This window comes from Fumia xinanensis (assembly GCF_014384905.1).
Classification (GTDB): Bacteria; Bacillota; Clostridia; order Oscillospirales; family Ruminococcaceae; genus Fumia; species Fumia xinanensis.
Map to the genome: position 1 here is coordinate 573594 of NZ_JACRSV010000002.1, position 25009 is coordinate 598602.

Annotated in this window: 18 protein-coding genes and 5 tRNA genes; 21 read left to right on the forward strand and 2 right to left on the reverse strand. The window is 52.9% G+C overall.

Translation table 11 applies throughout. From position 1 onward, the window contains the following. Positions 1–2: 2 nt before the first annotated feature. The 6 genes from H8710_RS09215 (at position 3) to H8710_RS09240 (ending at position 7378) form a co-directional block, all read left to right on the forward strand. On the forward strand, positions 3–911 hold the full coding sequence (locus H8710_RS09215) for an aminoglycoside phosphotransferase family protein (RefSeq protein ID WP_249295218.1): 909 nt from the start codon (positions 3–5) through the stop codon (positions 909–911). Between the two features lie 11 nt (positions 912–922). Further along, positions 923–1702 (forward strand): tRNA pseudouridine(38-40) synthase TruA, encoded by a 780-nt coding sequence (gene truA / locus H8710_RS09220; RefSeq protein ID WP_249295219.1) that lies wholly within the window; start codon positions 923–925, stop codon positions 1700–1702. A 202-nt stretch (positions 1703–1904) separates the two neighbouring features. After that, positions 1905–3173, forward strand: coding sequence for a DUF5711 family protein (locus H8710_RS09225; RefSeq protein WP_249295220.1), 1269 nt, complete (start codon positions 1905–1907; stop codon positions 3171–3173). Positions 3174–3353: 180 nt separating this feature from the next. Beyond that, entirely contained in the window at positions 3354–4124 is a 771-nt protein-coding gene (locus H8710_RS09230; RefSeq protein WP_249295221.1) for a CvpA family protein, read from the forward strand. A gap of 245 nt (positions 4125–4369) precedes the next feature. Further along, the gene (locus tag H8710_RS09235; RefSeq protein ID WP_249295222.1) at positions 4370–4900 is read left to right on the forward strand and encodes a CDP-alcohol phosphatidyltransferase family protein; all 531 of its coding nucleotides are present in this window, start codon (positions 4370–4372) and stop codon (positions 4898–4900) included. A 171-nt stretch (positions 4901–5071) separates the two neighbouring features. Continuing rightward, positions 5072–7378 (forward strand): ATP-dependent Clp protease ATP-binding subunit, encoded by a 2307-nt coding sequence (locus tag H8710_RS09240; RefSeq protein ID WP_249295329.1) that lies wholly within the window; start codon positions 5072–5074, stop codon positions 7376–7378. Positions 7379–7529: 151 nt separating this feature from the next. On the opposite strand, the gene H8710_RS09245 is transcribed toward H8710_RS09240, so the two are convergent. Further along, on the reverse strand, positions 7530–7994 hold the full coding sequence (locus H8710_RS09245; protein WP_249295223.1) for a hypothetical protein: 465 nt from the start codon (positions 7992–7994) through the stop codon (positions 7530–7532). 112 nt (positions 7995–8106) lie between these two features. On the opposite strand from H8710_RS09245, the gene H8710_RS09250 reads away from it, so the two are divergent. From H8710_RS09250 to H8710_RS09280, 7 genes are all read left to right on the forward strand, one after another. After that, complete coding sequence (locus H8710_RS09250) at positions 8107–8355, forward strand: helix-turn-helix domain-containing protein (RefSeq protein ID WP_249295224.1); 249 nt, start codon at positions 8107–8109, stop codon at positions 8353–8355. A 141-nt stretch (positions 8356–8496) separates the two neighbouring features. Next, positions 8497–8751: a helix-turn-helix domain-containing protein gene (locus H8710_RS09255; RefSeq protein ID WP_249295225.1), complete on the forward strand. Its 255-nt coding sequence runs from the start codon at positions 8497–8499 to the stop codon at positions 8749–8751. A gap of 450 nt (positions 8752–9201) precedes the next feature. Continuing rightward, positions 9202–9275: transfer RNA gene (locus H8710_RS09260), tRNA-Gly, on the forward strand. A 27-nt stretch (positions 9276–9302) separates the two neighbouring features. Beyond that, positions 9303–9379, forward strand: a tRNA-Arg gene (locus H8710_RS09265). 5 nt (positions 9380–9384) lie between these two features. After that, positions 9385–9461: transfer RNA gene (locus H8710_RS09270), tRNA-His, on the forward strand. Positions 9462–9466: 5 nt separating this feature from the next. Beyond that, positions 9467–9542: transfer RNA gene (locus tag H8710_RS09275), tRNA-Gln, on the forward strand. Between the two features lie 12 nt (positions 9543–9554). After that, positions 9555–9630, forward strand: a tRNA-Gln gene (locus tag H8710_RS09280). Positions 9631–9915: 285 nt separating this feature from the next. Here the strand turns inward: H8710_RS09280 and H8710_RS09285 are convergent. Continuing rightward, positions 9916–11385, reverse strand: coding sequence for a GntR family transcriptional regulator (locus H8710_RS09285; protein WP_249295226.1), 1470 nt, complete (start codon positions 11383–11385; stop codon positions 9916–9918). 586 nt (positions 11386–11971) lie between these two features. On the opposite strand from H8710_RS09285, the gene H8710_RS09290 reads away from it, so the two are divergent. The 8 genes from H8710_RS09290 (at position 11972) to H8710_RS09320 (ending at position 24961) form a co-directional block, all read left to right on the forward strand. After that, on the forward strand, positions 11972–13492 hold the full coding sequence (locus tag H8710_RS09290) for a response regulator (RefSeq protein ID WP_249295227.1): 1521 nt from the start codon (positions 11972–11974) through the stop codon (positions 13490–13492). A 26-nt stretch (positions 13493–13518) separates the two neighbouring features. Next, entirely contained in the window at positions 13519–15633 is a 2115-nt protein-coding gene (locus H8710_RS09295) for a GGDEF domain-containing response regulator (protein ID WP_249295228.1), read from the forward strand. Next, positions 15630–15992 carry an Hpt domain-containing protein gene (locus H8710_RS09300; protein WP_249295229.1) on the forward strand — a complete coding sequence of 121 codons (363 nt, stop codon included), beginning with the start codon at positions 15630–15632 and terminating at the stop codon, positions 15990–15992. Before H8710_RS09295 ends, H8710_RS09300 begins: the two co-directional genes overlap by 4 nt. 102 nt (positions 15993–16094) lie before the next feature. Beyond that, positions 16095–16223, forward strand: coding sequence for a hypothetical protein (locus tag H8710_RS13390; RefSeq protein WP_283242825.1), 129 nt, complete (start codon positions 16095–16097; stop codon positions 16221–16223). 54 nt (positions 16224–16277) lie between these two features. Beyond that, positions 16278–16622, forward strand: coding sequence for a J domain-containing protein (locus tag H8710_RS09305; RefSeq protein ID WP_249295230.1), 345 nt, complete (start codon positions 16278–16280; stop codon positions 16620–16622). Positions 16623–16679: 57 nt separating this feature from the next. Continuing rightward, complete coding sequence (locus tag H8710_RS09310) at positions 16680–17783, forward strand: glycoside hydrolase family 172 protein (RefSeq protein WP_249295231.1); 1104 nt, start codon at positions 16680–16682, stop codon at positions 17781–17783. Between the two features lie 55 nt (positions 17784–17838). Beyond that, on the forward strand, positions 17839–18072 hold the full coding sequence (locus H8710_RS09315; protein WP_249295232.1) for a hypothetical protein: 234 nt from the start codon (positions 17839–17841) through the stop codon (positions 18070–18072). Positions 18073–18466: 394 nt separating this feature from the next. Continuing rightward, complete coding sequence (locus H8710_RS09320; RefSeq protein WP_249295233.1) at positions 18467–24961, forward strand: InlB B-repeat-containing protein; 6495 nt, start codon at positions 18467–18469, stop codon at positions 24959–24961. The last annotated feature ends 48 nt before the right edge of the window (positions 24962–25009 follow it).

Here is a 25009-nt window from a genome sequence, read left to right on the forward strand (position 1 = left end):
CCATGACCGAATTTCACTTTGTATCCATCATTCCCGTCGAAAAAGGCTGGTCCGGGGACAAAAAATTTGAGGTGACCAAGGAGGACGGCTCTCGGTATCTTCTGCGGGTTTCCCCTGCCGAGCGGTACGAGAGGGCCAAGGCCACGTTTCAGGCCATGGAGCGGGTCGCCGCGCTGTCGGTTCCCATGTCCCGGCCTTTGGAGTTCGGCCTCTGTGAAGAAGGGGCCTGCACCCTCCAAACCTGGATCGACGGGGCCGACGCCGAGGAGGCAATCCCCCTGCTGCCGGAAAGGGAACAATACGAGCTGGGGGTACAGTCGGGGGAAATCCTCCGGAAAATCCATTCGATTCCGGCGCCCGACAATCAGGAGGACTGGTACGCCCGGTTTAACCGGAAGGCCGACCGGAAAATCCAGATGTACCGGGAATGCCCCCTGAAAATCAACGGGGGAGAGGCGTTGATCCGATACATTGAAGAAAATCGGGAACTGCTCCAAAACCGCCCCCAGTGCTTCCAGCACGGGGACTACCATATCGGCAACATGATGCTCCAAAACGGGGAGCTTTTTATCATCGACTTCGACCGGTTCGACTACGGCGACCCCTGGGAGGAGTTCAACCGCATCGTCTGGTGCGGACAGGCAAGCCCGCCTTTCGCCGCGGGGCAGCTGGACGGGTACTTCGGCGGGGAGCCGCCCATGGCGTTTTTCAGGCTGCTGTGCCTTTATATCGCCAGCAATACCTTGTCCTCCGTCCCCTGGGCGATTCCTTTTGGACAAAAGGAAGTCGATACCATGATGAAGCAGGCCGAGGACGTGCTGAGTTGGTTTGACAACATGGATAACCCGGTTCCCACCTGGTACCGGCAGTGGGGCGGGAAATACGAACCGGTGCAACGGGTAAAGCTTTGAGGGAGGAAACTATGCGAAAACTGCTGTTTGAAATGGCCTACGACGGGAGCCGCTACCACGGCTACCAGGTGCAGCAAAACGCCCTGTCGGTGGCGGAGGTGGTGCAGGACGCGGTGGAAGTGGTCTTTAAAAAGCGGGAGGACATCGTGGGATGCTCCCGCACCGACGCGGGCGTCCACGCCAGCCAGTATTTTTTCCACATGGAGACGGCCCTGCAAATCCCACCGGAGGCGGCGGTCATCGCTTTGAACAACTGCCTGCCCGGGGACATCGCCATGCTGTCCTGCACGGAAATCCCGCCGGACAAAGCGGCGGATTTTCACGCCAGGTACAGCGTCTGCTGGAAAGAATACGTCTACAAAATCTGGAACAGCAAGGTGAAAAACCCCTTTTTGCAGGACCGGGCCTATCAAGTCAAATACCCGGTGGACGCGGAACTTTTGGACCGCTGTGCCAGAGAATTTATCGGGACTCACGACTTTCGCGGCTTTTGCAGCGCCGGGGCCAAACCCACCGAAAACTACACCCGCACCATCTACCGGGCCGGCGTCCATAGAGAAGGGGACCTCATTGAATTTCGGGTTGCGGGGGACGGGTTCCTCTACAACATGGTGCGCATCATGGTTGGGACGTTGCTGTTGGCTGCGGAGGGGAAGCTCAAAGAAGGGGATGTGACCCGCGTCCTCGCCTCCCTCGACCGGGAACAGGCGGGGATTACGGCGCCGGCGGCGGGGCTCTACCTCAACTGGGTCAGTTACACTCCGTTTGGAGAGGAAAATCCTGTGAAGTAGAATTACTTTACAGTACTGAAGTTGACAATTGAGCGCAAAAAAGAGCGCTTTATCATACATTCTCCGCCGGACGGAATTTTTTCGCGGCGGCGGGCGCGGGGGCCAAAAAGCCCCTAATGCAGGATTCCCGCGGAAAATTTCCCAGCGGGACGGCGCAAAAGCGCCAAGGACAAGAAATTTTGGGTGTTTGGGAGAGAAGACTGTGAAGAAAGAGAACAATACTCCGGAAAAACAGGCAAAGACCTACGACATCGAAGAATACCGCCGGAAAAAACAGCGGAAAAAATGGCGCAACCGCCTGATTACCGGCCTTACTGTCGTCGTCATCCTCGTGGGAGTGGCCGTGGGCATCTATTTCTACCAAAATTACGATTTGCAGGGCCTTATGGAGAGCGCCAAGGGTTCAAGCGACAGCGAGGGCACCGGCACTTTGAGCCAGAGCTTTCCTGTTTCCCTCACCGGCATCACCCCTTTGTCCATCAGCCAGTCGGGGGACAACCTGGTACTGCTGACAAACGAGGAGGAGATGCTTTACAGCGGCGGAAACGCTGGGCATCACTTCAACCACCGGTTCACAAACCCGGTGGTCCGGCAGGCGGGGGGGAGAATCCTCACCTATGACCGGGGCGGCTACGGCTACCGCATTGACAGCGGCTCGGGGCTCCACCTGAACAGCCGGATGGAGAACACCATCCTCACCGGCACCATCAGCGAAAAGAGAAGCTACGCCATTGTCACCAAGGAGGCCCGTTACGCCGGAAGCGTCACTGTTTACAGCAAGGGGAACGAGGAAATCTTAAAGTGGTACTCGGCGTCGGAACAGATCGCCGACGTGGCCATCTCCCCCGACGACCGGTATCTGGCGGTGGCCTGTGTGGGCTTTGAGGGCGGGGTGCTCAGTTCGAAGCTCTACGTCATCGACCTGAAGCGCCAGAGCGAGGAAGCAAAGGCGGTCATCACCTTCAGCGGCGCTCTGCCGGTGGCTCTCGACTACAAGAAAAACGGCCAGATCCACCTTGTCACCGACGTGGGAGTGGGCATCGTCTCCAAGGACTTTTCCTCCCAGCGGACGGCGGCCTATGCAAACGGCCTTTATCAGTACCATTTTACAAACGACCGCACCTACGTCCTCACCACCGACACAAACTCGGTGTCCTGTTCCATCCTGATGACCGACGGGGAGACGGAGAAGGTCGCCACGCTAAAAGGCGAGGTGCTGGATGTTTCCGACAACGGGAAAAACCTCTTCGTGCTGGGCAAAAGCGTCATCACGGTGCTCGACCGGGAGCTTTCGGCCACCGGGACCCTCAAGGTGTCAAACGACGTCTACGGCATCGAGGCCATCGGCGGGAGCGTTTACCTTTTAAGCAGCAACTCTCTGGACGTGATGAGCGCAGATCCGGAAAAAGCGGAGGAAAGCTCCCCTGCTTCCGAGGGTGAAAACAGCGCCCCCCAGCCGGCCGCGTCCTGATATACAAAGCCCGCGGCAAAAAGGCGGAAGCCGTTTGTTTACCGGTACGGCAGCCGCCCTCCAAAACAGGCGCTTCCGGCGCCTATGGGCGGCCCAAGGGCTTTTTTGACAGAAGTGACACGTCCGCGCAAGGCGTTTTCCGTCATCTGCATTTTTATGAAACCGAGAAAGGAGCGCGCCATGAACATCACTGCAATTATTCTCGATCTACTGCTTGTTGCGGCAATAATTTACTATTTCGGCCACGGCTGGCGCAAGGGCTTTTTGTCCACCCTGGTCCATGTGGTGGGATATGTTTTGGCCCTTGCCGGCGCTTATATCGGCAGCCGGGCGCTGGCTGAGACCACCTACCAGCTCTTTATCCGGCAAAAGCTTGTCCAGTCGGTGAGCGACGCGCTGCAAAATTCCGCCGCCTCCGCCGACGTGACCGCCTCCATTGGGGCGGTGCTGGAATCGGTGCCCAAACTGCTCAGAAGCTTTGTCACCACCTTTTTCGGGGGGATGGAAGGCCTGACCAAAGAGTTCGGCAGCACCCTCGCGGGCGCCGCCGATTCGGTGAGCGCCACCATTGCCGACCAGATGCTTTATCCCATTATATACACCCTTTTGCAGGCGCTGTTTTTCCTGCTTTTGTTCTTTGCCATCATGGTCATCGTCCGGTCGCTTTCCAAAGTGTTCCGGGGGGTGCGCCATATTCCTCTCATCGGGCCGGTGAACTCGCTTTTGGGCGGCGTTCTGGGCCTTGTACAGGCGGCTGTGGTCATCCTCATCGTGGTGATGGCGTTAAACCTTCTCATCGGCGTCACTGGGGACGGCATCCCGTACCTCAACAACGAGGCCATCTCGAAGACCTATCTCTTTCATTTTATTTACGACTGGAACCCTATCGGCGGCGTTTCAGCGAGCCTGGGGGACCTGGGGCTCAGCGCCCTCGGCCTGCTCCCGGTTTAGCCGCTGGGCCGGCAGCCGCCTGAAACCGCCTTTTTTGTGTCGGATTTCCCGCTGTTTTTCGGAACTGCGGGGCTTTTGCAGGCGGCGGGCGCCCGCCCAAACCGAAGTTTCCGTGAAATCGCGGTGGACGGCGCTTCGTATGCTGCCTACAGTTCGCGATGCACCGTGGAGAGCCAGCCGCTTCCGTTTTCCCGCCGGATTTTCGGCCTTTATTTGATTCTGCCCGAAAGGATGAATGCTGTTCTATGAACCTGCCAAACGCGCTGACCATCGTGCGCCTGATTTTGGTGCCGGTGTTCGCGGCCGCCTATTTTCTCGTACCGGAAAATTATTTTTACCTGCCGGCCATTATTTTGCTCCTGTCGGGCCTCACCGACATGCTGGACGGGTACTTCGCCCGGCGCTTCCACGAAATCACCCCGTTGGGGCAGTTTCTCGACCCCCTTGCCGACAAGCTCACCATGTTTACCGTTATCATCTGCCTTTCGGTGAGCCACCGGGCGGTTTTGATGCTGTTTCTCATCTTTGTGGTGAAGGAACTGGCTTTGGCCGTCATCGGCCTCGCTCTCCTCAAAAGCTGGCGCAATTCCATCCCGGCAAAATGGTACGGCAAAGTGACGACGATCCTGCTTTACGCCCTGCTCTGCGCGGCGCTCATCTTCCCCAAGATGCCGGAAAGCCTGCTGTTTACCCTGGCTCTCATCCCCGCCGCCTTCATCATTCTGTCATTTATTTTTTACTTAAAAGAGATTATTAAAAGAAAAGATGCATTATAATGATAAGAGGGGAATTCTAAAAAGGCCGCCTGCTGCTGTCAGGTGAATTTTTTCCCTAAAAAGTGAAAATCTGCTGAAAACGGGCCTGTCCCGTATCATAAATAGGCGCCCGGACAGCGGGCCGCCGGGTTTCCCGCTGAGGGAAACGGAAAGGAACCACGATACATGGATATGTTGTGCTGTAAATGCAAAAAACGGCCGGCAATGTTGTTTGTCGCAAAATTTGACGGAAAGGATATGGTCAACGAAGGCTACTGCCTCAAATGTGCGTCGGAGCTGGGACTGCCCCAGGTGAAGTCGATGATGGACAGCATGGGCATCACCCAGGAGGATCTCGACAACTTTGACGAGCAGCTGGATAACCTTGATAACGATATGTTCGAGCTGGGCGGAGCTGAGACCATGCCGCCCTTTATTCAGAAGATGTTCGGGAACATCACCCCCAAGGACGGGGCGGGGGAGGAAGAGGAGAATTTTGACGATTCCGCTTTGCCCGTCGAGATTCCCGACGAGGAGCCCCGCACTTCCCGCACCCAGAACAAAAAAGAGTCCCGCAAGGATCGCCAGAAACGCAAGTATTTGGACAACTTCTGCACCAACTTAAACGAAAAAGCAAAAGAACATAAGATGGACCGGATCGTCGGACGTGACGCCGAGATTTATCGGGTGGAGCAAATCCTCAGCCGCCGGCAGAAGAATAACCCCTGCCTCATCGGTGAGCCGGGCGTGGGCAAAACCGCCATCGCCGAGGGAATCGCCCAGAAAATCGTCAGCGGGGACGTGCCCTTTCGGCTGCTGGACAAGGAAGTGTACCTTCTCGACCTGACCGCTCTGGTGGCCGGAACCCAGTTTAGGGGCCAGTTCGAAAGCCGGGTCAAAGGCCTCATCGACGAGGTGAAGGCCAAAGGAAACGTCATCCTCTTTATCGACGAGGTTCACACCTTAGTCGGCACCGGCGATTCCGAAGGCTCCATGAGCGCCGCCAACATCATGAAACCCGCTTTGTCCCGGGGTGAAATCCAGGTCATCGGCGCCACTACCTTCGGCGAGTACCGCAAGCACATCGAGAAGGATTCCGCTTTGGAGCGCCGCTTCCAGCCGGTGAAAATCGAAGAGCCCACCATCGCCCAGACCATTGAGGTGCTAAAGGGCATCCGGGAATACTACCAGAACCACCACAAGGTGCTCATCCCCGACGAGATCGTCAACGCCTGCGCCAACCTGTCCGAGCGGTACATCACCGACCGGTTCCTGCCCGACAAGGCCATCGACCTCTTAGACGAGTCGGCGGCCTGCGCTTCCATCAAGAGCACGGTGCTCACCGACTGCGAGAAGCTCAATAAGCGGCTCAAGGGCCTCTATGACACCGAAGCCGAACTGGAAGCCGTAACTGAAAACCCCGACTACGAAGCCATCGCCAGGACTAAGGGCGAGATCATCATGGTGAAGGAACAGCTCAAGGAGCTGGAGCCGAAAGTCAAAGACGTGAAAGTCACCATGGAGGACGTGGCCAAGGTCATCGAGCTTTGGACCGGCATCCCCGCGGAAAAAGTCAGCCGCAACGAGGGCGAAAAGCTCCAGGAGCTGGAGGACGAACTGAAAGCGAAAATCATCGGCCAGGACGAGGCCATCGAAGCCGTCGTCAAGGCCATCCGCCGCTCCAAAGTGCGGCTCAATGTGAAAAAACGCCCCGCCTCCTTCATCTTTGTCGGCCCCACCGGTGTGGGTAAGACAGAGCTTGTCAAGGTGCTGGCCGAAGGGCTGTTCGACAAAGTGGACCCGCTGATTCGGGTGGATATGTCGGAATACATGGAAAAACACACCGTTTCAAGGCTCGTCGGGTCGCCCCCCGGCTACGTGGGCTTCGACGAGGCGGGCCAGCTCACCGAAAAGGTGCGCCGCCGCCCCTACTCCGTCGTGCTGTTCGACGAAATCGAGAAGGCCCATCCCGACGTGATGAACATCCTCCTGCAAATCCTCGACGAGGGCCGCATCACCGACGCACAGGGCCGCACCGTCAATTTTGAGAACACGGTGGTCGTCATGACCAGCAACGCCGGCTCCAACGACAAGAGCGGCGTGGTGGGCTTCAACAAGGACGCGAAGGCCGTGACCAAGGAAAAGGCCATGAAAGGCCTTTCGAGCTTCCTGCGGCCGGAATTTATGGCGCGGGTCGATGAAATCGTCGTCTTTAACCCGTTGAGCCGCGACAATCTCAAAGACATTGCCAAGCTCATGCTGGAGGAAATGCGCAAACCTCTCGAAGATTTGGGTCTGGGCCTCCAGTACGACGAAAAAGCGCTCGAAGTGCTGGCCGACAAGTCCCAAAACGGCAAATTCGCCGCGAGAGACCTTCGGAGCACCATCCGCCGGGAGGTGGAAGACAAGATTTCCATGCTGGTCATCTCCACCATGAAGAACAAAAAAGAAATTTTCGTCAGCGCCGACGAAAAGGATATCATCGTTTCGATGATTTAGTGCTGAAGCGAAACAAACCGCCTGGAACAAATCGTTCCGGGCGGTTTTTGCGTCTAAAAAGGTCCCCCGACAGACGGAGTTTTCCAGTCTGCCGGGGGCTATACCATAAGTGAAGCACAATTCCGCGGGGAAGTTCCCGCACGAAGCGCATTTAGGAGTTGTCGTTTTGTTTTTTGCGGATTGCGATGTTGATGGGACGCAGGCCCAGCCCCTCGCCGTAAATGATGTCGCTTTGCGCCCCGCCGAAGTCGGTGAGCTGGAAGTAGACCATGAACCGGGAATGTTCGATGGCGATGCGGCTGACGGAAAAGGACGGGTCCGATTCGGGCCGCAGGCAAATTACGGCGTCGAAGTCGTATTCCGACTTGGTGAGCAGATTGATGTCGGTCCCGAGAAGAACGGCTTTAATGGGGATATAGCTGTAGGTTTGCTGAAGGACACGCAGGGTCTTGAGACAGAGCCGTTCGAAGATGTCCAGCCCGAAAAAAAGGTAACAGGTCACCCCGTGGGCGATGAGATTATCGAATTCGTGTTCCAGCGTGGCTCGGTATCCGGGAGGAAGGTCGGGGCGGCCGATGATACAGCAGGTTGCAGCCCTAGAAGTCAGAAAACTCATGTATTATAACTCCTTAAAATTTTATTTTGTCTCATTTTTACAACCGATTAAAATTTATTATAGGGTAAAATAAAACAAAGTGCAAAAAATGAGACAAAAAAGAGATGATTAGATGCCAAAATCTAAAAGCAAACCTGAACAGAAAAATCTTATTGGAGCCCAGCTCAAAGATTTAAGAGCTCAAAATCATATTTCACAAAGAGATTTAGCACATCAATTACAACTTTTGGGATTAAATGTTGATAAAAACGTTATCACGAGAATTGAAACCAACAAAAGATGCGTAAATGATTTTGAGATTCAAATAATTGCAAAATATTTTGATGTTTCATATAAGTATCTAATTGATGGTGAAGAGTAAGCCGAACAGTTTATTGCTGTTCGGTATTTTTCTTTTTAAGCGCACTTAAATTTTATTTGTCTCACTTTTACAACCGATTATACCACTATTTTTTGTTAAAATCAAGAAAAAGTGCAAAAAATGAGACAAAAGAGGTGCTATATGTCAAAGCCTAAAAGCAGAAACGGGAAGAAAAACCTGATTGGGCCTCAATTAAAAGCATTAAGGGCGAGGGATGATATTTCCCAAAGAGATTTGGCGGTTCAATTGCAGCTTCTCGGGTTGAATGTTGAAAAAGACGTTATAACAAGGATAGAAACAAATAAAAGGTATGTAAATGATTTTGAAATCCAAATCATCGCTAAATATTTTAAAGTTTCTTATCAATATCTGATTGATGGTGAAGAATGCCTATAATGTTATGGAAAGCAAACCTGTTTTTATATTCCACCAGTAGGGGCGGCCATCGGCCGCCCGTGGTTTCACTGTTGCGTTTTGGTGGGGCGGCTGATAGCCGCCCCTACATTTATCAGAAAAATTTTCTGCATAGAACTCCAATTTTCCGCCATACTAAAAAAGCTTGAGCTATATTTGCCGCCTTCATCCGCAGCCGGGATACAGCTTGTTTCCCAAAAGATGAAAAAATCCGTTTCCGGTTTGGAAAATTTGGAGCAAAAACAGCGTTTTTTCCCGGAAATCAGGGCTTTTACCGCCAAAAACAAAGAAGTGGAAAAATTAAGGGAAAACTATTGACAAACATCGAGCCTTTTGTTATAATATTACCTGTTGCTGAACAGGACCGGCATCCCTTCGCCGAAGAAGTCTGGCAGCAAAGAAAAAGGCAGCACTGCCTTGGTTGTCCCTTTTGCGGGTGTAGTTCAATGGTAGAATCCCAGCCTTCCAAGCTGGTCGCGTGGGTTCGATTCCCATCACCCGCTCCAATCCGTCTTTTGAGGCGGATTTTATTTGCGCCCATAGCTCAGCTGGATAGAGCAACTGCCTTCTAAGCAGTAGGTCTCAGGTTCGAGTCCTGATGGGCGCGCCAATATGGTGGGTATAGCTCAGTTGGTTAGAGCGCCAGATTGTGGCTCTGGAGGTCGTGAGTTCGACTCTCATTACCCACCCCACATATTGGGCTATAGCCAAGCGGTAAGGCACAGGACTTTGACTCCTGCATCCCGATGGTTCGAATCCATCTAGCCCAGCCATTTTTCTTTTATTGGGGTGTCGCCAAGTGGTAAGGCAGCGGATTCTGGTTCCGCCATTCCGAGGGTTCAAATCCTTCCACCCCAGCCAAAACAAAACGCCGGTTTTTGACCGGCGTTTTGTTTTTGTATTCCAAGAAGAATTTGAACCGGAGCGATGTCTTTCCACCCCAGCCAGAAAATAAAGAACCGGCCATTGACTGGTTCTTTATTTTTGTTCCAAGAATGATTTTAACCGAGTCAACATCCTTCTATCAGTGATAATTAAAGCGCCGGTTTTTGGAGACGGTCCGGTAATTTGGCGGAAGCCGCTGGGAATGGCATATCGCCCGCTAGTAAAACGGCAATTACTGGAAAAATACCTTTCCTCACCGGTTCAGGACCGGACGATTTTGGGGATGCGGAGATTGAGCGCTTCCCGCAGATCGTATTTTTCCACGACGAACTGGCGCACCGTGTCTAGAATCAGGCAGTAGCATTCCGAAAGGCCGTCGGCAAAGCCTGTGACATCACTGTTTTGCAGACTTTGGAGAGCTTCAAGCGCCTTTTTGTTCAGCTTGTCGATGTTGCCGCTTTTGATGCGGTAAAAGGCAAAGTAATACCCCCATTGCACCAGCCTTCTGAGCTCTGAGAAAATCGTCCGGAGTGGTTCCAGCTGCAAATGGTTCAGCAGCAGGTCATAAATATCTCCCAGGGGGATGGCGGCGGAATCCTTAAATCGATGGACCAGCTCCTTTATTTCCTCTGCTGTGAAAAGGGGAGCAGCCAGCCGCGCGCTGGGGCCAATGGCAAGGGAAAGAAAGTGCAGGGCGTAGATGTAAAGAAGGGTGTCCTGCTTGCTCACCTGGTTTTGCAGAGTGCAGAGCACTGTGGAATCATTTGGAATGGTGACCATAGTGCCTTTTACGTTATAGGTTTTTCCAAAACCCAACCGTCCCAGCTGGGCCAGGGCATTGCGCACTGTGAAAACGGAAACGCCGTATTCCTTAGCCAAGTCCGCTTCACGGGGAAGGTAGCTGCCGGGTTTATAGGCTCCAGAGCCGATTTTATTTACCAGATCCCGCACGATGCGGGTGTAATAGTGGTCCCGGCCTCGGACGGGATTCCACTCGAAGCAGGAACCACCGCCTGTGGGACAGTCGGGAAAGGAGCTTCGAAGCAGATGGAGGCTGCTGTCTACCTGGCTGGCAAGATTTTCGTACATGGCGGTGAGTTTGCGGTATTTCTGCACCGGATCCGGGCCTTTGAGCATAGCGATCAGCTCTGTGACCATGGGGGAGGTAGTGCGAAGTGTGAGGCCGGTGAAAGGATACTGGTCTTCGATAAAAAAGTTGGCGCGGCCGTGGAGCTCGATGGCGGAGTACACGTCAGCAAAAAGAGGGTTCCCGCTGTGGTGCAGCACGTCCTGAAACAAGCCGGACACCGCTCGCCAGCCTCCCACTTCCAGGCCCATCCGGTCCACCTTCATGGCCTTTTTATAGTAGGGGAGCTCTTCCACAGGGCAGTTCCAGGAGGAAAAGGTCAGAAGCTGTGGAAGGAGCAGCGTCATGGTCTGGTAGACCTGTCTCACGTCGTCCTCTGCGGCCAGGACTGCCAAGACTGCCGCCTCTGGTTCCAGCACAGTCCCTTTTTGGCAGATCACGGGGGCTTTTCGAGGTTCAACTTTGATCAGGCCCTCTTTTTTCAGGGCGTCTAATACCTCATTTATGGTGCGGATGCCCACCTGGTATTCCTGACAGAGTTTCCGACTGGAGGAAAGGCGGCTCCCCGGCTGGAGCTGCCCGGTGAGGATCCGTTCTTTCAAGTTTTGGTACACGTAAGAAAATCGCGTGGCTTTTTCTTCCAAGGGGAGGCCTCCTTGTTCTTAATAGCTGGATTTTAAACCCAGCAGGCCGAGTTTCTTCATAGAAATTGTTTAGGTACAGAGCTGTATATCCTGCGGAATAAGCGCGGTCAGGCTCCTCAGACGTGAGGCAAATCAGATGCCCAGCGGTTTGACGGATCCCGGACAAGGGGTCTGTTTGGACAGATTACTTAATACTATACACTACTTAAAAATTTTTTTCAATACTATGTGTATACGTGTGCAGATAGTATCTTGTTTGAGATGGTGCTTTCTATTATAATAAAATAAAATGTGAGTTTTTTTGCCAACTGGAGAAAAATTTGTCGAAAAATGCGACAGAGCCGCCATAGGCGGCCTATAGGCGAGATTTCTGGCGAGGCTTCTCTGAGCAGGAGAAAGACTCTTCAGAAAATGCAAGTGGAATGACCAGGGGGAGAAGAATACGGATTCTAGGTGGCTGCTTACACGGGGCCTATTGCAGCGCCTGTTCACCACAGGGAAATTAACTAGCATCAAAGAATTATTTTGCAGACAGATCACCTGACGGCGCAATGCTCAGACAGATTGAAAGCGGGAGGGAGAACAGATGAAGCAAAAAACGGAGCAGGGGCATCTTACAGCCAGATATCGCCTTTTCACCTTTTTTGTGCTGGTGCTTTTGGCGATGATTGCAGTCGCCGGCTTGTGGGGATCTCAGCGGATTCTGCTGAAAAACGCGGCGCGTATGGGACAGAATCTGGCTCAGAGCTATGCCTCCGACGAGCAGCACCATATTGAGATCTACCAAAATGTCATTCGCATGGGAATGACCTACTTGGAGGATTACACCGCCGCCGGCGCCTCCTATGAAAAGATAGAAAGCTGGATGATCGATTTTTTCCAGAAGGCGGCAGATGCCACAGGGGAAGGCAACATCACTTTCTACGCCATCGTGGATGAAAAAATCATCGCCTCCCAGCCTTTTGAGGGGATAGAGCAGTACGATTTTCGACAAGCTACCTGGTATCAGCAGGCCATAGACGCCCGGGGCCAGGTGATTTTTACCGATGCCTACAAGAGCGTCACTGGCAGACAGGTGGTCACAGTGGCGGCGGCCAGCCCTAAAAGCGGAAACATCATTGTCATCGACCTGTTTACCGAAAACTTTGAGCACTACCATAAGAATCTGTCCTTGATAGAGGACGGAGCTTACTATCTGTGCGATTCCAGCGGAAATCTCCTGTTTTACAGCGCGCCGTTTGACGTGGACGAGGCGGCAATGGAAAATTACGTCAAAAGCGTTGTTTACAAGGCAAGTACCGGAGAGCAGCTGGAAAACGGAAAGGAATCCTTTCGGGATTTAAATGGTAAGGCCCGCGGCCTTTATTACTACCAGATGCCAAACGGCTGGCTTTCCATCCTTTCGGTGCCGCGTGCGGTTTTGCTGGAAGGAATGGGGGTGGTGGTCACCTGGTATGCTGTCCTCATGGTTGTATTTTTAACGGCGTCAGTGGCCTATTGGCTGCGGGAAGGCCGTCTGAACAAGACCATTGAGCGGACCAACGACACCATCAGGGTGCTGGGCAACTCCTACTATGCCATATACCGCGTCGATGTAGATAAAGGCGAGTATGAGATGACCAAAGGCTCCGATTACGCGCGGCAGAAGCTCCCATATAAAGGAAGCTACGAGGCGCTGCCGGAAACCGAGGAGCAAAATTCAGCGGCGGCGGATGTTTTGCAGGGCAGGCATATATTGCTGGTTGAAGATAATCCCCTCAATATGGAAATTACAGCCGAACTTTTAAAAATGAGAGGAGCACAGGTGACTCCCGCCGCCAACGGCAGAGAAGCGGTAGAAGCTTTCGAAAAATCGGAACCTGGGTTCTTTGACGGAATCCTGATGGATATGCAGATGCCGGAGATGGACGGCTGTGAGGCGGCACGGGCTATCCGAAACTTGAACCGTCCCGACGCGAGGGCGGTGCCCATTGTAGCACAGACGGCCAATGCCTTTGCTGAGGATATTTCCCGCACTGAACAGGCGGGCATGAACGCCCATCTCTCAAAACCCATTGACATGGAACAGCTCTGTTGCATATTAGAGGAACTGTTTACCAAACGGTGACTGAAATAACCTAAAGGATGAAACATATGACAGACAAAGAAAAATGCCACAAACAGAAAATCCTTATTGCCGACGACTCAGAGATGAACCGCTTCATTTTGGCCGCCATGTTGGAGGAAGAATACACTGTTATTGAGGCGAAGAACGGATTGGAGGCGGTGGCTGCCCTGCAGGATATGGAGGCAGGTGTCGATTTGGTGCTGCTGGACATCGTGGCACCGGAAATGAACGGCTTCCAGGTGCTGACGGCCGTGAAACAGCACCGCTGGGGCGAACAGGTGCCGATTATCGTGATTTGGGCGGAAAACAGCCCTGTCTGCGTGGAACGGGCTTACGAGCTGGGAGCATCTGACTATATCAGGCGTCCTTTTGAGGCGGAGGCGGTTCGGCGGAGGGTGGCGGATACCCTGAGGCTGCGCGCCAAGCAGAAACAGCTTGTACAGCTGATCGCGGACCAGATCTACGAAAAAGAAAAGACCAGCAATCTCATGGTGGGCATTCTCAGCCATATTGTCGAGCTCCAATACGGTGAAAGCGACCTGCACTTGATGCACATCCAAACCATCACAGAGATGCTGCTCAAGCGTCTGGTGGAGAAGACTGACCGATATGCCCTGTCCCAGGCGGATATTTCCATCATTTCCGCTGCCTCCGTCCTCCACGACATTGGGAAAATATCTGTTCCAGGCGAAATTCTGAACAAGCCCGGAAAGCTTACTCCGGAAGAGTTTGAGCAGATAAAAAGCCATGCGGCGGCAGGGGCCCGCCTGCTCAGGCGGCTGCCTCTCTACCAGGATGAACCGCTCATCCAGACTGCCTGTGAAATCTGCCACTGGCACCACGAGCGGTATGACGGCGGAGGTTATCCCGACGGGCTCATCGGGGAGAAAATTCCCATTGCCGCTCAGGCGGCGGCAATTGCCGATGTATACGTAGCTTTGATTGGCGAGCGGGTCTACAAAAAGGCGTTTTCACACGAAACCGCCCTTCGGATGATCCAAAACGGGGAGTGCGGTCAATTTAATCCCCTGCTGCTGGAATGCCTCAACGATATCTCCGGAACGCTGCGGCAGGAGTGGAAGGTTGATCTTCTGGGCCGTGAGTTCCGCTGGAAGCTGGAAAACACTGTGGCTGAGCTGCTTCGAGATAATGGGCTGTCGGCTTCGAAGCGGATCATTCGCCTGATGGAAGAGGAGCGGGATAAAAAGCGATTTTTCGATTCTCTGACCAAGGAGGTTCAATTCGAATATACTGTCACGCCGTCGATGATATGCTTTTCCGATTGGGGCGCCGCTTATCTGGGGCTGGACAAAGTGGTCATGGACCCCGCTGGAAATAAGCTGTTTCGGGATCTGTTGGGGGAGGAAAACCTGCATCAGTTGAGCCGAGCCGTCCGCCAGACTGCGCCCCAGCATCCGGATGTTCAGCACAACTGCCAGATACGGATGAAAGGAGAGCTGCGCTGGTGCCGCGTCATCTGCCGGACGCTTTGGTCCAAGGAAGAACCGTCTCAGTTCCTGGGGGCCATCGGAAAGCTTTTGGACATCAATGAAGAGTACACCAAAATGCTCCAATGGCAGTACCGGGCCTCCTGCGATATGCTGACCGGCCTTTTGAATAAGGCTGCGGTCCGGGAGAAAGTGCAGCAGCGGCTTTTGCAGTATCCTGACCAGCGGTTTGTGATGCTTATGGCAGATGTGGACCGGTTCAAGGAAATCAACGATACACGGGGACATACCTTCGGCGACCGGGTTTTAAAATACATTGCCAAAAGGCTCAAGCAGCGTATCCGAGGCAGCGATATTGCTGCGCGAGCCGGCGGGGATGAGTTCCTGATTTTTGTCCAGTATGATGAGAATCCAGACGCCATCGTCAAAAGAGTGTTCGCAGACCTGCCCCGGGAATATGAGGGGCACCCCGTTTCGGTGAGCATGGGAGCTGTGACCACGATTGGAGCGGGAAGACAATATGAAGTTCTGTTTCACAGGGCGGACCAAGCCCTTTACGCCGCCAAAAATGCCGGACGGGGAAGGTTTTGCTTTTATGACGACTCAATGCGGGGCCTGCTCTCTCCGAGGGCCGGCGCTGACAGAAAGAGAGCGTTTATTTGCGCTGAAGCGGAAGAAGAGGACGAACAATGACGTTGAAGCAATGCTATAAGGCTTTGGAAGGGGATTACAGCGGTACGTTAGCCCGGCTGTACAGCGAACAGATGGTGCAGAAATTCCTGCTTCGTTTTTTGGAAGATCAAAGCTATGAGCAACTGTGGCGATCCTTTGAGAACCATGACTACGAATCCGCTTTTCAGGCTGCCCACATCTTGAAAGAGAGCGCCCAGGTTCTGGGGCTCTTGAGGCTCTTTTCCTCCAGTGAGGCGCTGGCGGAAGCTTTGCAAAACGGGGAAAGCCATAACAGTGAGGTGTATATGGGGCATGTGGCGGCGGATTATCAGCAGACATTGAATGCAATCCGTCAGTACCAGATGGAATGGGATGCGTGAGAGAAATCCGGTTTTCCGAACATCACAAAACGGCGCTGTAAGGTCCGTTGCTTTTTCGCCTTCTCGATGCTGCACTGATAAAAACGGCGGGGAGGGAGATAAATGGACGAGGTGAGGCTGAAAAGAGCGCCGCGTCGGCTGAAAAAAGAGGAATTGAGGCTGCGGTACGGAAGCGATACACCTGAGAAAGGCCTTGTTAGGGATGCTTATTTTTCCAACGGGAGGACCTGATGTCCGGTATCCTTTTGTATCGCTCCGTGCCATGGATCGGGAGGCGTTTCGCAGGTGCAGGCCGAATTTTACGCCGATCTCTGCGCCGTTTTTGGGCGGAAGGTTCCCGCCGGGACGGGAGCGCATGTTTATGACCCGCGGCTGCTGGCCCAAATGGGGCTCCCGCCGCAGACGGGGCAGACAGAGATAAAAAGCCGGTTCAGTTCTCTGGCCAAGGAGCTCCATCCTGACTGCGGCGGCGACGAAGATCCGTTCATTCGCCTCGTGGAGGCCTACCGGAAGTTGATGGCGTGGAGTGAACGGGTTTGGGTTCTGCCCGGATTGATTTTGTACGATATAAATACGGTTTTGTTCCTAGGGGCGGCAGCGGAGGTAAAAGTTTCACAAATTCTTTATTGAAAACGTTTACACTTTGGGGTAAGATAAGGGTAAAAGAACCGAAAGGATGAGTGAAATATGGATTTTTTGAGCAGCATGTCCTCCCTGCCCCTGGTGAACGGGGGCAGAAGCCGCGCCGTTACCGGTGAAAATCCTAAGGGTGAAAAAGGCGCAGGAGGGAAGGAAGCAAGCAATCTGGGGCCTTCACGGAAAGGACGGCCCTGTTATCCTTTAGTTAAGGCGGGGGAGACGGTGACTCTCTGTGACATCGAGGGACCGGGTGTCATCCAGCACATTTGGATGACGGCGCCGGGAAAAACCAACGACCAAAATCCCTTCGTCCTTAGGGATTTGATTCTCCGCATCTACTGGGACGGAGAGGAAATCCCATCGGTGGAATGCCCTCTGGGGGATTTTTTCTGCCTGGGGTTCGGTCAGGGATACCATGTCAACTCGCTGCCCATCGCCGTTAACCCCAACCGGGGGATGAACTGCTATTTCGCCATGCCCTTTCATAAATCCGCCCGGGTGACCGTTGAAAACCAAAACGAACTGGACATCACGGCGCTGTTTTACCAGTTTGACTACACCCTCTATGACGAGCTGCCGAAAAACACCGCTACCTTCCACGCCCAGTGGCGGCGGCAGAATCTCACCGAAAAAGGAAAGGACTATGTGATACTTGATGGGGTCGAGGGGCAGGGACAGTACGTGGGTACCTTTCTCTGCCTGTCTGCACTGGAGCGGTACTGGTGGGGCGAAGGGGAAGTAAAGTTCTACTTGGACGGGGACAAAGACTATCCCACCATCTGCGGCACCGGCACCGAGGATTATTTTGGCGGCGCGTGGAGCTTTGCCTCCTATCCAGAGGGAAAATGTGTGGAAACTACCTATCAGACCCCCTTCCTTGGCTACCCCTATTATTCTGTGAAGGACGGGACAGTAGAAAACCCCTATCACGACGATTCCTGCCCGCCTATGCGGAGTTTTTACCGATTCCACATTATGGATCCCATCCGGTTTTCACAAAACCTTAAGGTGACCATCCAGCAGATTGGTGTCAGCCATCGGGGGCTCTTTGAGCGGCAAGACGACGTTTCCACCGTGGCATACTGGTATCAGCTGGAGCCTCACAAGGCGTTCCCGCCCTTCCCGGATCGGTTTAGCCGATGGCCCAGATAAATGAGCCTTTGCACACGCTGGCTTGATGCGCCGGTTTTGCCTGAGGGGAGCCGAAATGGGGAGCGTCCATGCCCCTTGCTTTCTCTGGCTGGAGAACCGGACGGACAACCGAATGCCCAAGCGGGAGGAAAGCCCAATTACAGCAAAATTTTACATGATGACGGTTAAAACACCGAAGCCTGTGGGCTTCGGTGTTTTTTGTGAGAAGCCGCAGATGCTTTTGGCTAATCGCTTTTTGAGTATTAATTTTACATCTATTAAGGAAAAAGCAGTTTTGATGCAAAAATAAATAGTATAACAACTATTATATCGTATTATATTTACTTTTTTATCAATAAAAAACTATAAAGTAAAAATAATACGGTTGATTTATGTTAATTTTTCATTAAAATAAAAGAGTACAATAGATTACTATGTTTTTTAGAAAAGTGAATTAGTTCGACATAATCTACATAATATCATTTGAAAATTGCCGCGTATTTATAGATTATGTCTATTTTTATGCGCTTGACATAAAAGTTGAATTATAAAGTGTTTTGACCTAATGAACGAAAAGCTGTGATAGCTGGAGAAAGTCCTGACAAATAGGCTTAGAAGAATAATTGAGGAAGTATGGAAACTGCCTGGCGAATGGAAGGAGTTTAGGCAGTTTTACATAAATTGTGACAAAGGAGATAGTTGAGATGTTACACAAACGACTCAAAAAGCGGCTTTCGTCTTGCTTGGCGGCTGTGCTCGCGGTAACCTGCATGTTCAGCAGTATACCGGTACAGGCGTCCAACACGCGCGCCGCGGACAACAGGGTCAATCTGGCGCTTGGTATCACTTATGAAACCAACGCCACGGATGCTGATTACAATGAATCGTATCCGGATTTTGACCATGTTAAAATGACCGACGGGCAAATGGCTTCCAGTGTTTGGAGTGGGGCCAGCGTCGGATTCAAAAACCTAAAAAGAGGGGATCCTGCTGCTGACATCCCTCTGACCCTGACCTTCGATTTAGGCGGGGAAAAGGACGTTAATGCAGTTCTCTTCTCTGGATGGGACAGCAACAATGACGGAGGAATCCGTAACCCTGTCCATTATGTCATCAAGTACTGGGCGGACGGCGCCTGGCAGGTTCTGCATGAGCAGAGTCATGGCCGGGTCGACCCGAATGGAGGCCATGCTTATTTCGAATTTGGCTACACCATTCCCGATAATGGTTCCGTCAAGGCTTCAAAAATTATGTTGGAAATCACCAATGACCCTGAGACCCTCGTGGCGTTTCTGGACGAAGTACAGATTCTCGCCCCGGCAGAGCAGGGCGGTGGTATAGCCCCCGGCACCCCCGGCAACTTGGCCAAAGGCAAAAGCTACGAAGTCACGGGGACAAACGACTGGATCAGCGAGGACAAGAACTACGGCGATCCCACCGGCCGCAAACTCACCGACGGCGTGATTCACACCGATGATTCCAGTTTCCAGACCGGGGACGCCTTGGTGGGCTACAAGGTCAACGACGCGGAACATCAGGATTTTATCATCGATTTAGGTGAAGAGAAGGAAGTCAGCGGCTACGCCATCCACGGCTGGTGCATCAACGATTACGCTTGGCTGATTTGGAATCTTCGCCACTACTCGGTATCCTACCTGGATGGAAACGGCGACTGGCAGACTCTGGTGGACACCGAAGACCGGCTGCCCCGTCAGGATGACACCGCTTCCTGCTACACCTGGAAAGGAGATTTCCAGGCTCCTGTCACCACCAGCAAGATCAAATTTTCCATCCGCTGCTGGAGCACAGGCCTGTTCCTCAGCGAGCTTGAAGTGTTCGGCACACAGGGTGGTGGCGAACCTGACGAGCCCGATACCTACGACAATAAGGCTCTGAACCGGCCCTACACCAAATCCGAACCCTATTCAGAAAACGGTTCGATTCTCTATCCCGACACCGGCGACAGCGAACTGACTGATGGTAAAACCGGCGGCGACAGCTACGGCGATGCGGGTTGGGTAGGTTTTGCTGGACAGGACAATGAAAAATTTGTACAGGTGGACCTGGGCAAGCCTTATGACATCGATAAAGTGGAATTTTCCTACTGTGTCGACAGCGGCGCGGGCATCAATCCGCCCTCTTCCACTAAAGTGACTTATTCGCTGGACGGCGTCACTTTCTACGATTTTGTCACCTTCCAGAATCTCAGCCCGGCTTCCGGCGCTCACACAGTTTCTCTCAAAGGGGAGCCGGTCGTGGCCCGGTATGTGCGCTATAACTTCACCAAATCCGGCTCCTGGCTGTTTGTGTCAGAAGTTGCCGCTTACGGTACAGCCGCGAATTTGGATCCCAAAGTACCTTACCTGGCGCAGAACCTGCCCGCGGAAAAACAGCTCTATTTCGGAAACGATGCGGAGCTCACCGTTTCCGCTATTATCGGTACCCCCGGCACCGTTACATATGAGTGGAAAAAAGACGGTACCCCGCTTGAAGAAACCGGCGCAACCCTGTCCCTCAAAAATGTCCAGGCAGAGGACAGCGGCGTCTATCAGGTGACCGTCGTCAACGAACTGAACGGGGAAAAGCACACCGCCGAGAGCAACCCCTGTACCGTCTCCGTTACCGAGGTTCAAGACGCGAAAACCCTGCTTGATGTGTTCAGGACCAAGACTCCCGTCATTGAGGGCGGCAAAGTGGTCATCGAGGACTCTCAGAGCTCTCTTTACAAAGTGGTGATCGGCGGTTCTGACCGGGAGACCATCATTGACCTGGACGGAAACGTCTACGAGCCCCTCTTCGACACTACGGTAAACCTGGTGTACAAGGCGGTCTCCACCACCGACGAGACCGATTTCGCAAACGCAGATTACAATGTTCAGGTCGTGGTTCCCGGCAAATACAAAAAAGTAACCGGCGACAACAAAGCGCCTTCCACCCTTCCTTCCATCCGGGAGTGGAAAGGCAATACCGGCAAGTTTGAAATGACCGATTCTACAGCTATTGTCGCCAACACCGCTGTGGAAAAAGCAGTGGCCCAAAAGATGGCCACCTTCTTCAAGGATGTGCTGAAAAAAGACGTTTCCGTCAAAGAAGGCACTCCTGCTAAGGGCGATGTACAGCTGAAAATCGATTCTTCCATCCCCGAAATGGGCGCGGAAGGCTATTACATGGACGTCACCGACACTGTCGTCGTTCGGGCCCCTCAGCAGACGGGCCTTTTATACGGCGCAATCACCGTGGTCCAGTCCCTTTACTCCGACAAGGAGAAAACCTTTATCCCCAAAGGTATCGCCAGAGACTACCCGGCCTATAAGGTCAGAGGCGCGTTTTTGGACGTGGCCCGTATGGGTTACCCTCTGGAGTATTTGGAAGAAATCACCAAGTACATGGCCTGGTTTAAGATGAACGACTTCCATCTTCACTTAAATGACAAGGCAGATCAGGATTACAAGTCCTTCCGGCTGGAAAGCGACCTGCAAAACCTGACCTCCACAGACTTGTACTACGGAAAAGAAGAATACAAGGATTTCCAGGACATGGCGGCCGACTGGGGCGTCAACATCATCTCGGAAATCGAGACTCCCGGCCATGCGAGAGCCTTTAGAGACGTCCCCGGCATCAAGATGACTACCGACGGGGAGCATCTGGACCTCTCTGACCGTCAGACCGTCGAGACCATCAAAGGCCTTTTTGACGAAATGCTGGACGGAGACGATCCGGTTATCCGCAACCCTGTTGTCCACATCGGTACGGATGAATATTACGCCGGCACCCCTGAACAGCTCAACGAATATGTCTATGAGCTGACTCAGCACCTGGCTGCGAAAGGCGTTACCATGCGTTTCTGGGGTGCGTTTCTCAACAACGCCGGCGTTCCCGCGGGCGTCAGCAAAACCATCCCCGGTTCCCAGTGCAACATCTGGGCTTCCTCCGGCGAGTGGAGCGATACTTTAAGCCCCACCCAGATGATGGAGTACGGCTACGATCTTATCAACTCCAACGGCTACAACCTTTATATGGTTCCCGGAGGCGTCGAGTATTCCGACAGCCTGAACCACGCAAACCTTTATAATAAGTGGGATGTCAATCACTTCGACCTGGCGGGCAAACAGACTAACATCATGCCTCTGGGCCATCCTCAGGTGTTGGGCGCAGATTTCCTTATCTGGAACGATCGCGGCACCTCCAACACCGGATTCTCCATCTTCGACACCTTTACCCGTTTCCAGAATGGTACTACCATCGTGGCGGAAAAGACCTGGCACGGTCCCAAGGACGAAGATCAGGATTACAACGACTTTGCAAAACGGGATAAGATGTTCAAAGACATCGTGGGCGGCGCAAATCCCACAAGAAAAGTCAATTCCGAGACCCAGACCCTGGTGGATATCGACTTTGAAGACGCAAGTGGAAACACCGCTTACGATCTGTCCGACAATCATCTGGACGCTACTGTCACAAACGGCAGCTTTGTTGAGGACAACGGCAGCACCGTCCTTTCCTTCGACGGAAACGGCTCCATGTCCCTGCCTGTTCAGTCTATCGGCTTCCCCTACGAGGCTTCCTTCGACCTGAAGGTCACGAAAGCCCCGGCGGCCAATACCAAGCTCTTTTCGAGCCAGGACGGCACCTTCTATCTGAACATTGACGGCACCGGCAAAATGGGCTTCAAGCGGGACGGCTTCAAGGTCATTACGCCTAATAAGGATGTCCGGTTCGACTTGGAAGGCTACACCTTCACTTTTGATTACAAACTGCCTCTCAATACCTGGACCAAAATCAAAATCAAGTCCGACAAGCAGTTTACTTATCTGGAAGTGGACGGCAAATCCTACAAAGCGCAGAATAGTGTCAGGAGATTAGACTATCCTAAGCCCAGTTCTCTGGACGAAAGCTCTATCAGCATGTTCTCCACCGAGAAGATGTTCGAGGGTATGACCTGTATGGTGGATAACCTTGTGGTCAAGAACCCCGAACTGAAAGACAACAGCGAGAGAAACCCGAATCTGGCGTTTGAATGCGATGTCACCACCTCTCCTCTGGAGGACGGCAGCATGTACGGCCGGAACTTCTATCCCGGCGCGCTGACTGACGGCATCAAAAACGACATCAACACTCGGGTATCCTTTGAACCGAAGAGTGAAACCACCTGGGCCATCATCGACCTGGGCAAGGTGAAGGACATTAACCTCATCAAAGTGTTCTTCTTCGAGAGCTGCCCCGAGTACAGAATCTCTATTTCTGAAAATGGGGAAGACTGGACAGAAGTTCTCCACAAGACCGACGGCGTCCATGGACGTCCCGAAAACGTCGACGTGGAAATCGATATTCCATTCGAGACTCAAAAGGCCCGTTATGTCAAGTACGAAGGCCTCCAGAAATGGCAGTCCCAGTGGGGCGGATACCACGGCGGCCTCTCTGAAATGGAAGTTTACAACATGAAGGCCGACTTTGACGTCGTGGTCAAAGAAACTGCAAACGGCACCGTCTCCGTTGATAAAATCTACGCAAACGAAGGCGACAAAGTCACCGTTACGATTACTCCCGACGAGGGTTACAAACTGGAATCCCTCACCGTCAACGGCAAGGCAGTCACCGTGGAAGGAAATACCTATATTCTGACCATGCCCGCCAAAAATGTGACGATTGCAGCAAACTTCGTTTCCGCGACGAAACCTACCTTCAGCGTCACCATGGACAGCATGCAAAACGGCACTGTCACCGCCGATAAGACTACTGCCAACGAAGGCGACAAGATCACCCTGACGGTCAGACCGGCAAACGGCTATCAGCTCAAGGAGATCAAGGCAAACGGCGAAACAATCACTCCGGTGGAAGGCGTTTACAGTTTCGTGATGCCTGCAAAAGATGTGACTGTTACAGCGGTATTCGAGAAGATTCCCGAAGTGAAATACAACATCAACATCGCAGAAACGACAAACGGCACCGTTTCTTCCGACAAGCAGACTGCTGCCAAGGGCGAGACCGTCACTCTGACTGTCACTCCTGCAAATGGCTATCTCGTGAAGAGCGTGAAGGTCAACGGCAGCACTGTTGAAGCGGTGGGCGGCGTTTACAGCTTCGTAATGCCCGCTAAAGACGTTAATGTGGAAGCAGTATTTGAGAAAATTCCCGAAAACCAGTACAAAGTGACTGTTCTGCCTTCTGAAAACGGCACTGTTACTGCTGATAAGCAGGCTGCCGCCGAAGGAGAGACCGTTACTCTGACCGTGAAGCCTGCAAGCGGCTACTCCATCAGTTCCGTCAAGGTGAACGGCGAGGCCATCACACCTGTAAACGATGTTTACCGTTTTGTAATGCCCGGAAAAGACGTGGAGGTTACCGCTTCCTTCGAACAGGGCGAAACTTATAAGATCATCGTCGAACAATTAAACGGCGGCGTGATCGTTCCCGAAAAGACCACCGCTAAAGCTGGTGAAACTATCCACCTGACCGTTGTTCCTGACTTCCAGTACGCTGTGAGCTTTGTTTGGTGCAATAAGCAGGAATTGGTTTCGAAGGACGGCAAATACAGCTTTGTGATGCCTGCTCAGGATGTGAGAATTTACGCTTACTTCATCTACATGGGCGGCTCCATCGGCGGAGGTTCTTCTGGCGGCGGAAGCAGCAAACCTTCGAAACCCGTGAAACCCACCGAGCCCACCTGGGAAGAGGTTGACGGCGTCTGGAAACTCAAAGGCACTGACGGCGAATACCTGACCGGCTGGCAGAAGGTTGACAGCAAGTGGTACTATCTGGGCACCGATGGCGTACGCGCTACCGGCTGGCAGAAGGTTGACAACAAGTGGTACTATCTGAAATCCGACGGCGTGATGGCGACAGGCTGGCTCAAACTGGGCAACATCTGGTACTATCTGAACGCAGGCGGCGTCATGCAGACCGGCTGGCTCTACAACGGAGGCGTATGGTACTACCTCTACAGCTGGGGCGGCATGGCTAACACCAGTTGGGTACAGATAGGCAATACCTGGTACTACTTCAGAGGCAACGGCGCTATGTTTACCGGCTGGCTCCAGCAGGGTACCACCTGGTATTACCTGAAAGACAGCGGCGCAATGGCGACCGGCTGGAACTGGGTAGGAAACAAATGCTACTACTTTAACGCCAGCGGCAAAATGGCGCAGAACACCACCGTAGGCGGCTACAAGTTAGACGCTTCCGGCGCATGGGTGAAATAACTGGGATTTTAGTTGTTTTCATCAATTTGCTATTTCCTTGTAACTCAT

Bases quoted from the DNA above. Each gene is read 5' to 3' on its own strand.
- H8710_RS09245 (WP_249295223.1), bottom strand. From the start codon at position 7,994: ATGAGTTTTCTGACTTCTAGGGCTGCAACCTGCTGTATCATCGGCCGC.
- H8710_RS09240 (WP_249295329.1), top strand. From the start codon at position 5,072: ATGTTGTGCTGTAAATGCAAAAAACGGCCGGCAATGTTGTTTGTCGCA.
- truA (WP_249295219.1), top strand. From the start codon at position 923: ATGCGAAAACTGCTGTTTGAAATGGCCTACGACGGGAGCCGCTACCAC.
- H8710_RS09255 (WP_249295225.1), top strand. From the start codon at position 8,497: ATGTCAAAGCCTAAAAGCAGAAACGGGAAGAAAAACCTGATTGGGCCT.
- H8710_RS09235 (WP_249295222.1), top strand. From the start codon at position 4,370: ATGAACCTGCCAAACGCGCTGACCATCGTGCGCCTGATTTTGGTGCCG.
- H8710_RS09230 (WP_249295221.1), top strand. From the start codon at position 3,354: ATGAACATCACTGCAATTATTCTCGATCTACTGCTTGTTGCGGCAATA.
- H8710_RS13390 (WP_283242825.1), top strand. From the start codon at position 16,095: ATGGACGAGGTGAGGCTGAAAAGAGCGCCGCGTCGGCTGAAAAAAGAG.
- H8710_RS09320 (WP_249295233.1), top strand. From the start codon at position 18,467: ATGTTACACAAACGACTCAAAAAGCGGCTTTCGTCTTGCTTGGCGGCT.
- H8710_RS09295 (WP_249295228.1), top strand. From the start codon at position 13,519: ATGACAGACAAAGAAAAATGCCACAAACAGAAAATCCTTATTGCCGAC.
- H8710_RS09290 (WP_249295227.1), top strand. From the start codon at position 11,972: ATGAAGCAAAAAACGGAGCAGGGGCATCTTACAGCCAGATATCGCCTT.
- H8710_RS09315 (WP_249295232.1), top strand. From the start codon at position 17,839: ATGGGGAGCGTCCATGCCCCTTGCTTTCTCTGGCTGGAGAACCGGACG.
- H8710_RS09215 (WP_249295218.1), top strand. From the start codon at position 3: ATGACCGAATTTCACTTTGTATCCATCATTCCCGTCGAAAAAGGCTGG.
- H8710_RS09300 (WP_249295229.1), top strand. From the start codon at position 15,630: ATGACGTTGAAGCAATGCTATAAGGCTTTGGAAGGGGATTACAGCGGT.
- H8710_RS09310 (WP_249295231.1), top strand. From the start codon at position 16,680: ATGGATTTTTTGAGCAGCATGTCCTCCCTGCCCCTGGTGAACGGGGGC.
- H8710_RS09250 (WP_249295224.1), top strand. From the start codon at position 8,107: ATGCCAAAATCTAAAAGCAAACCTGAACAGAAAAATCTTATTGGAGCC.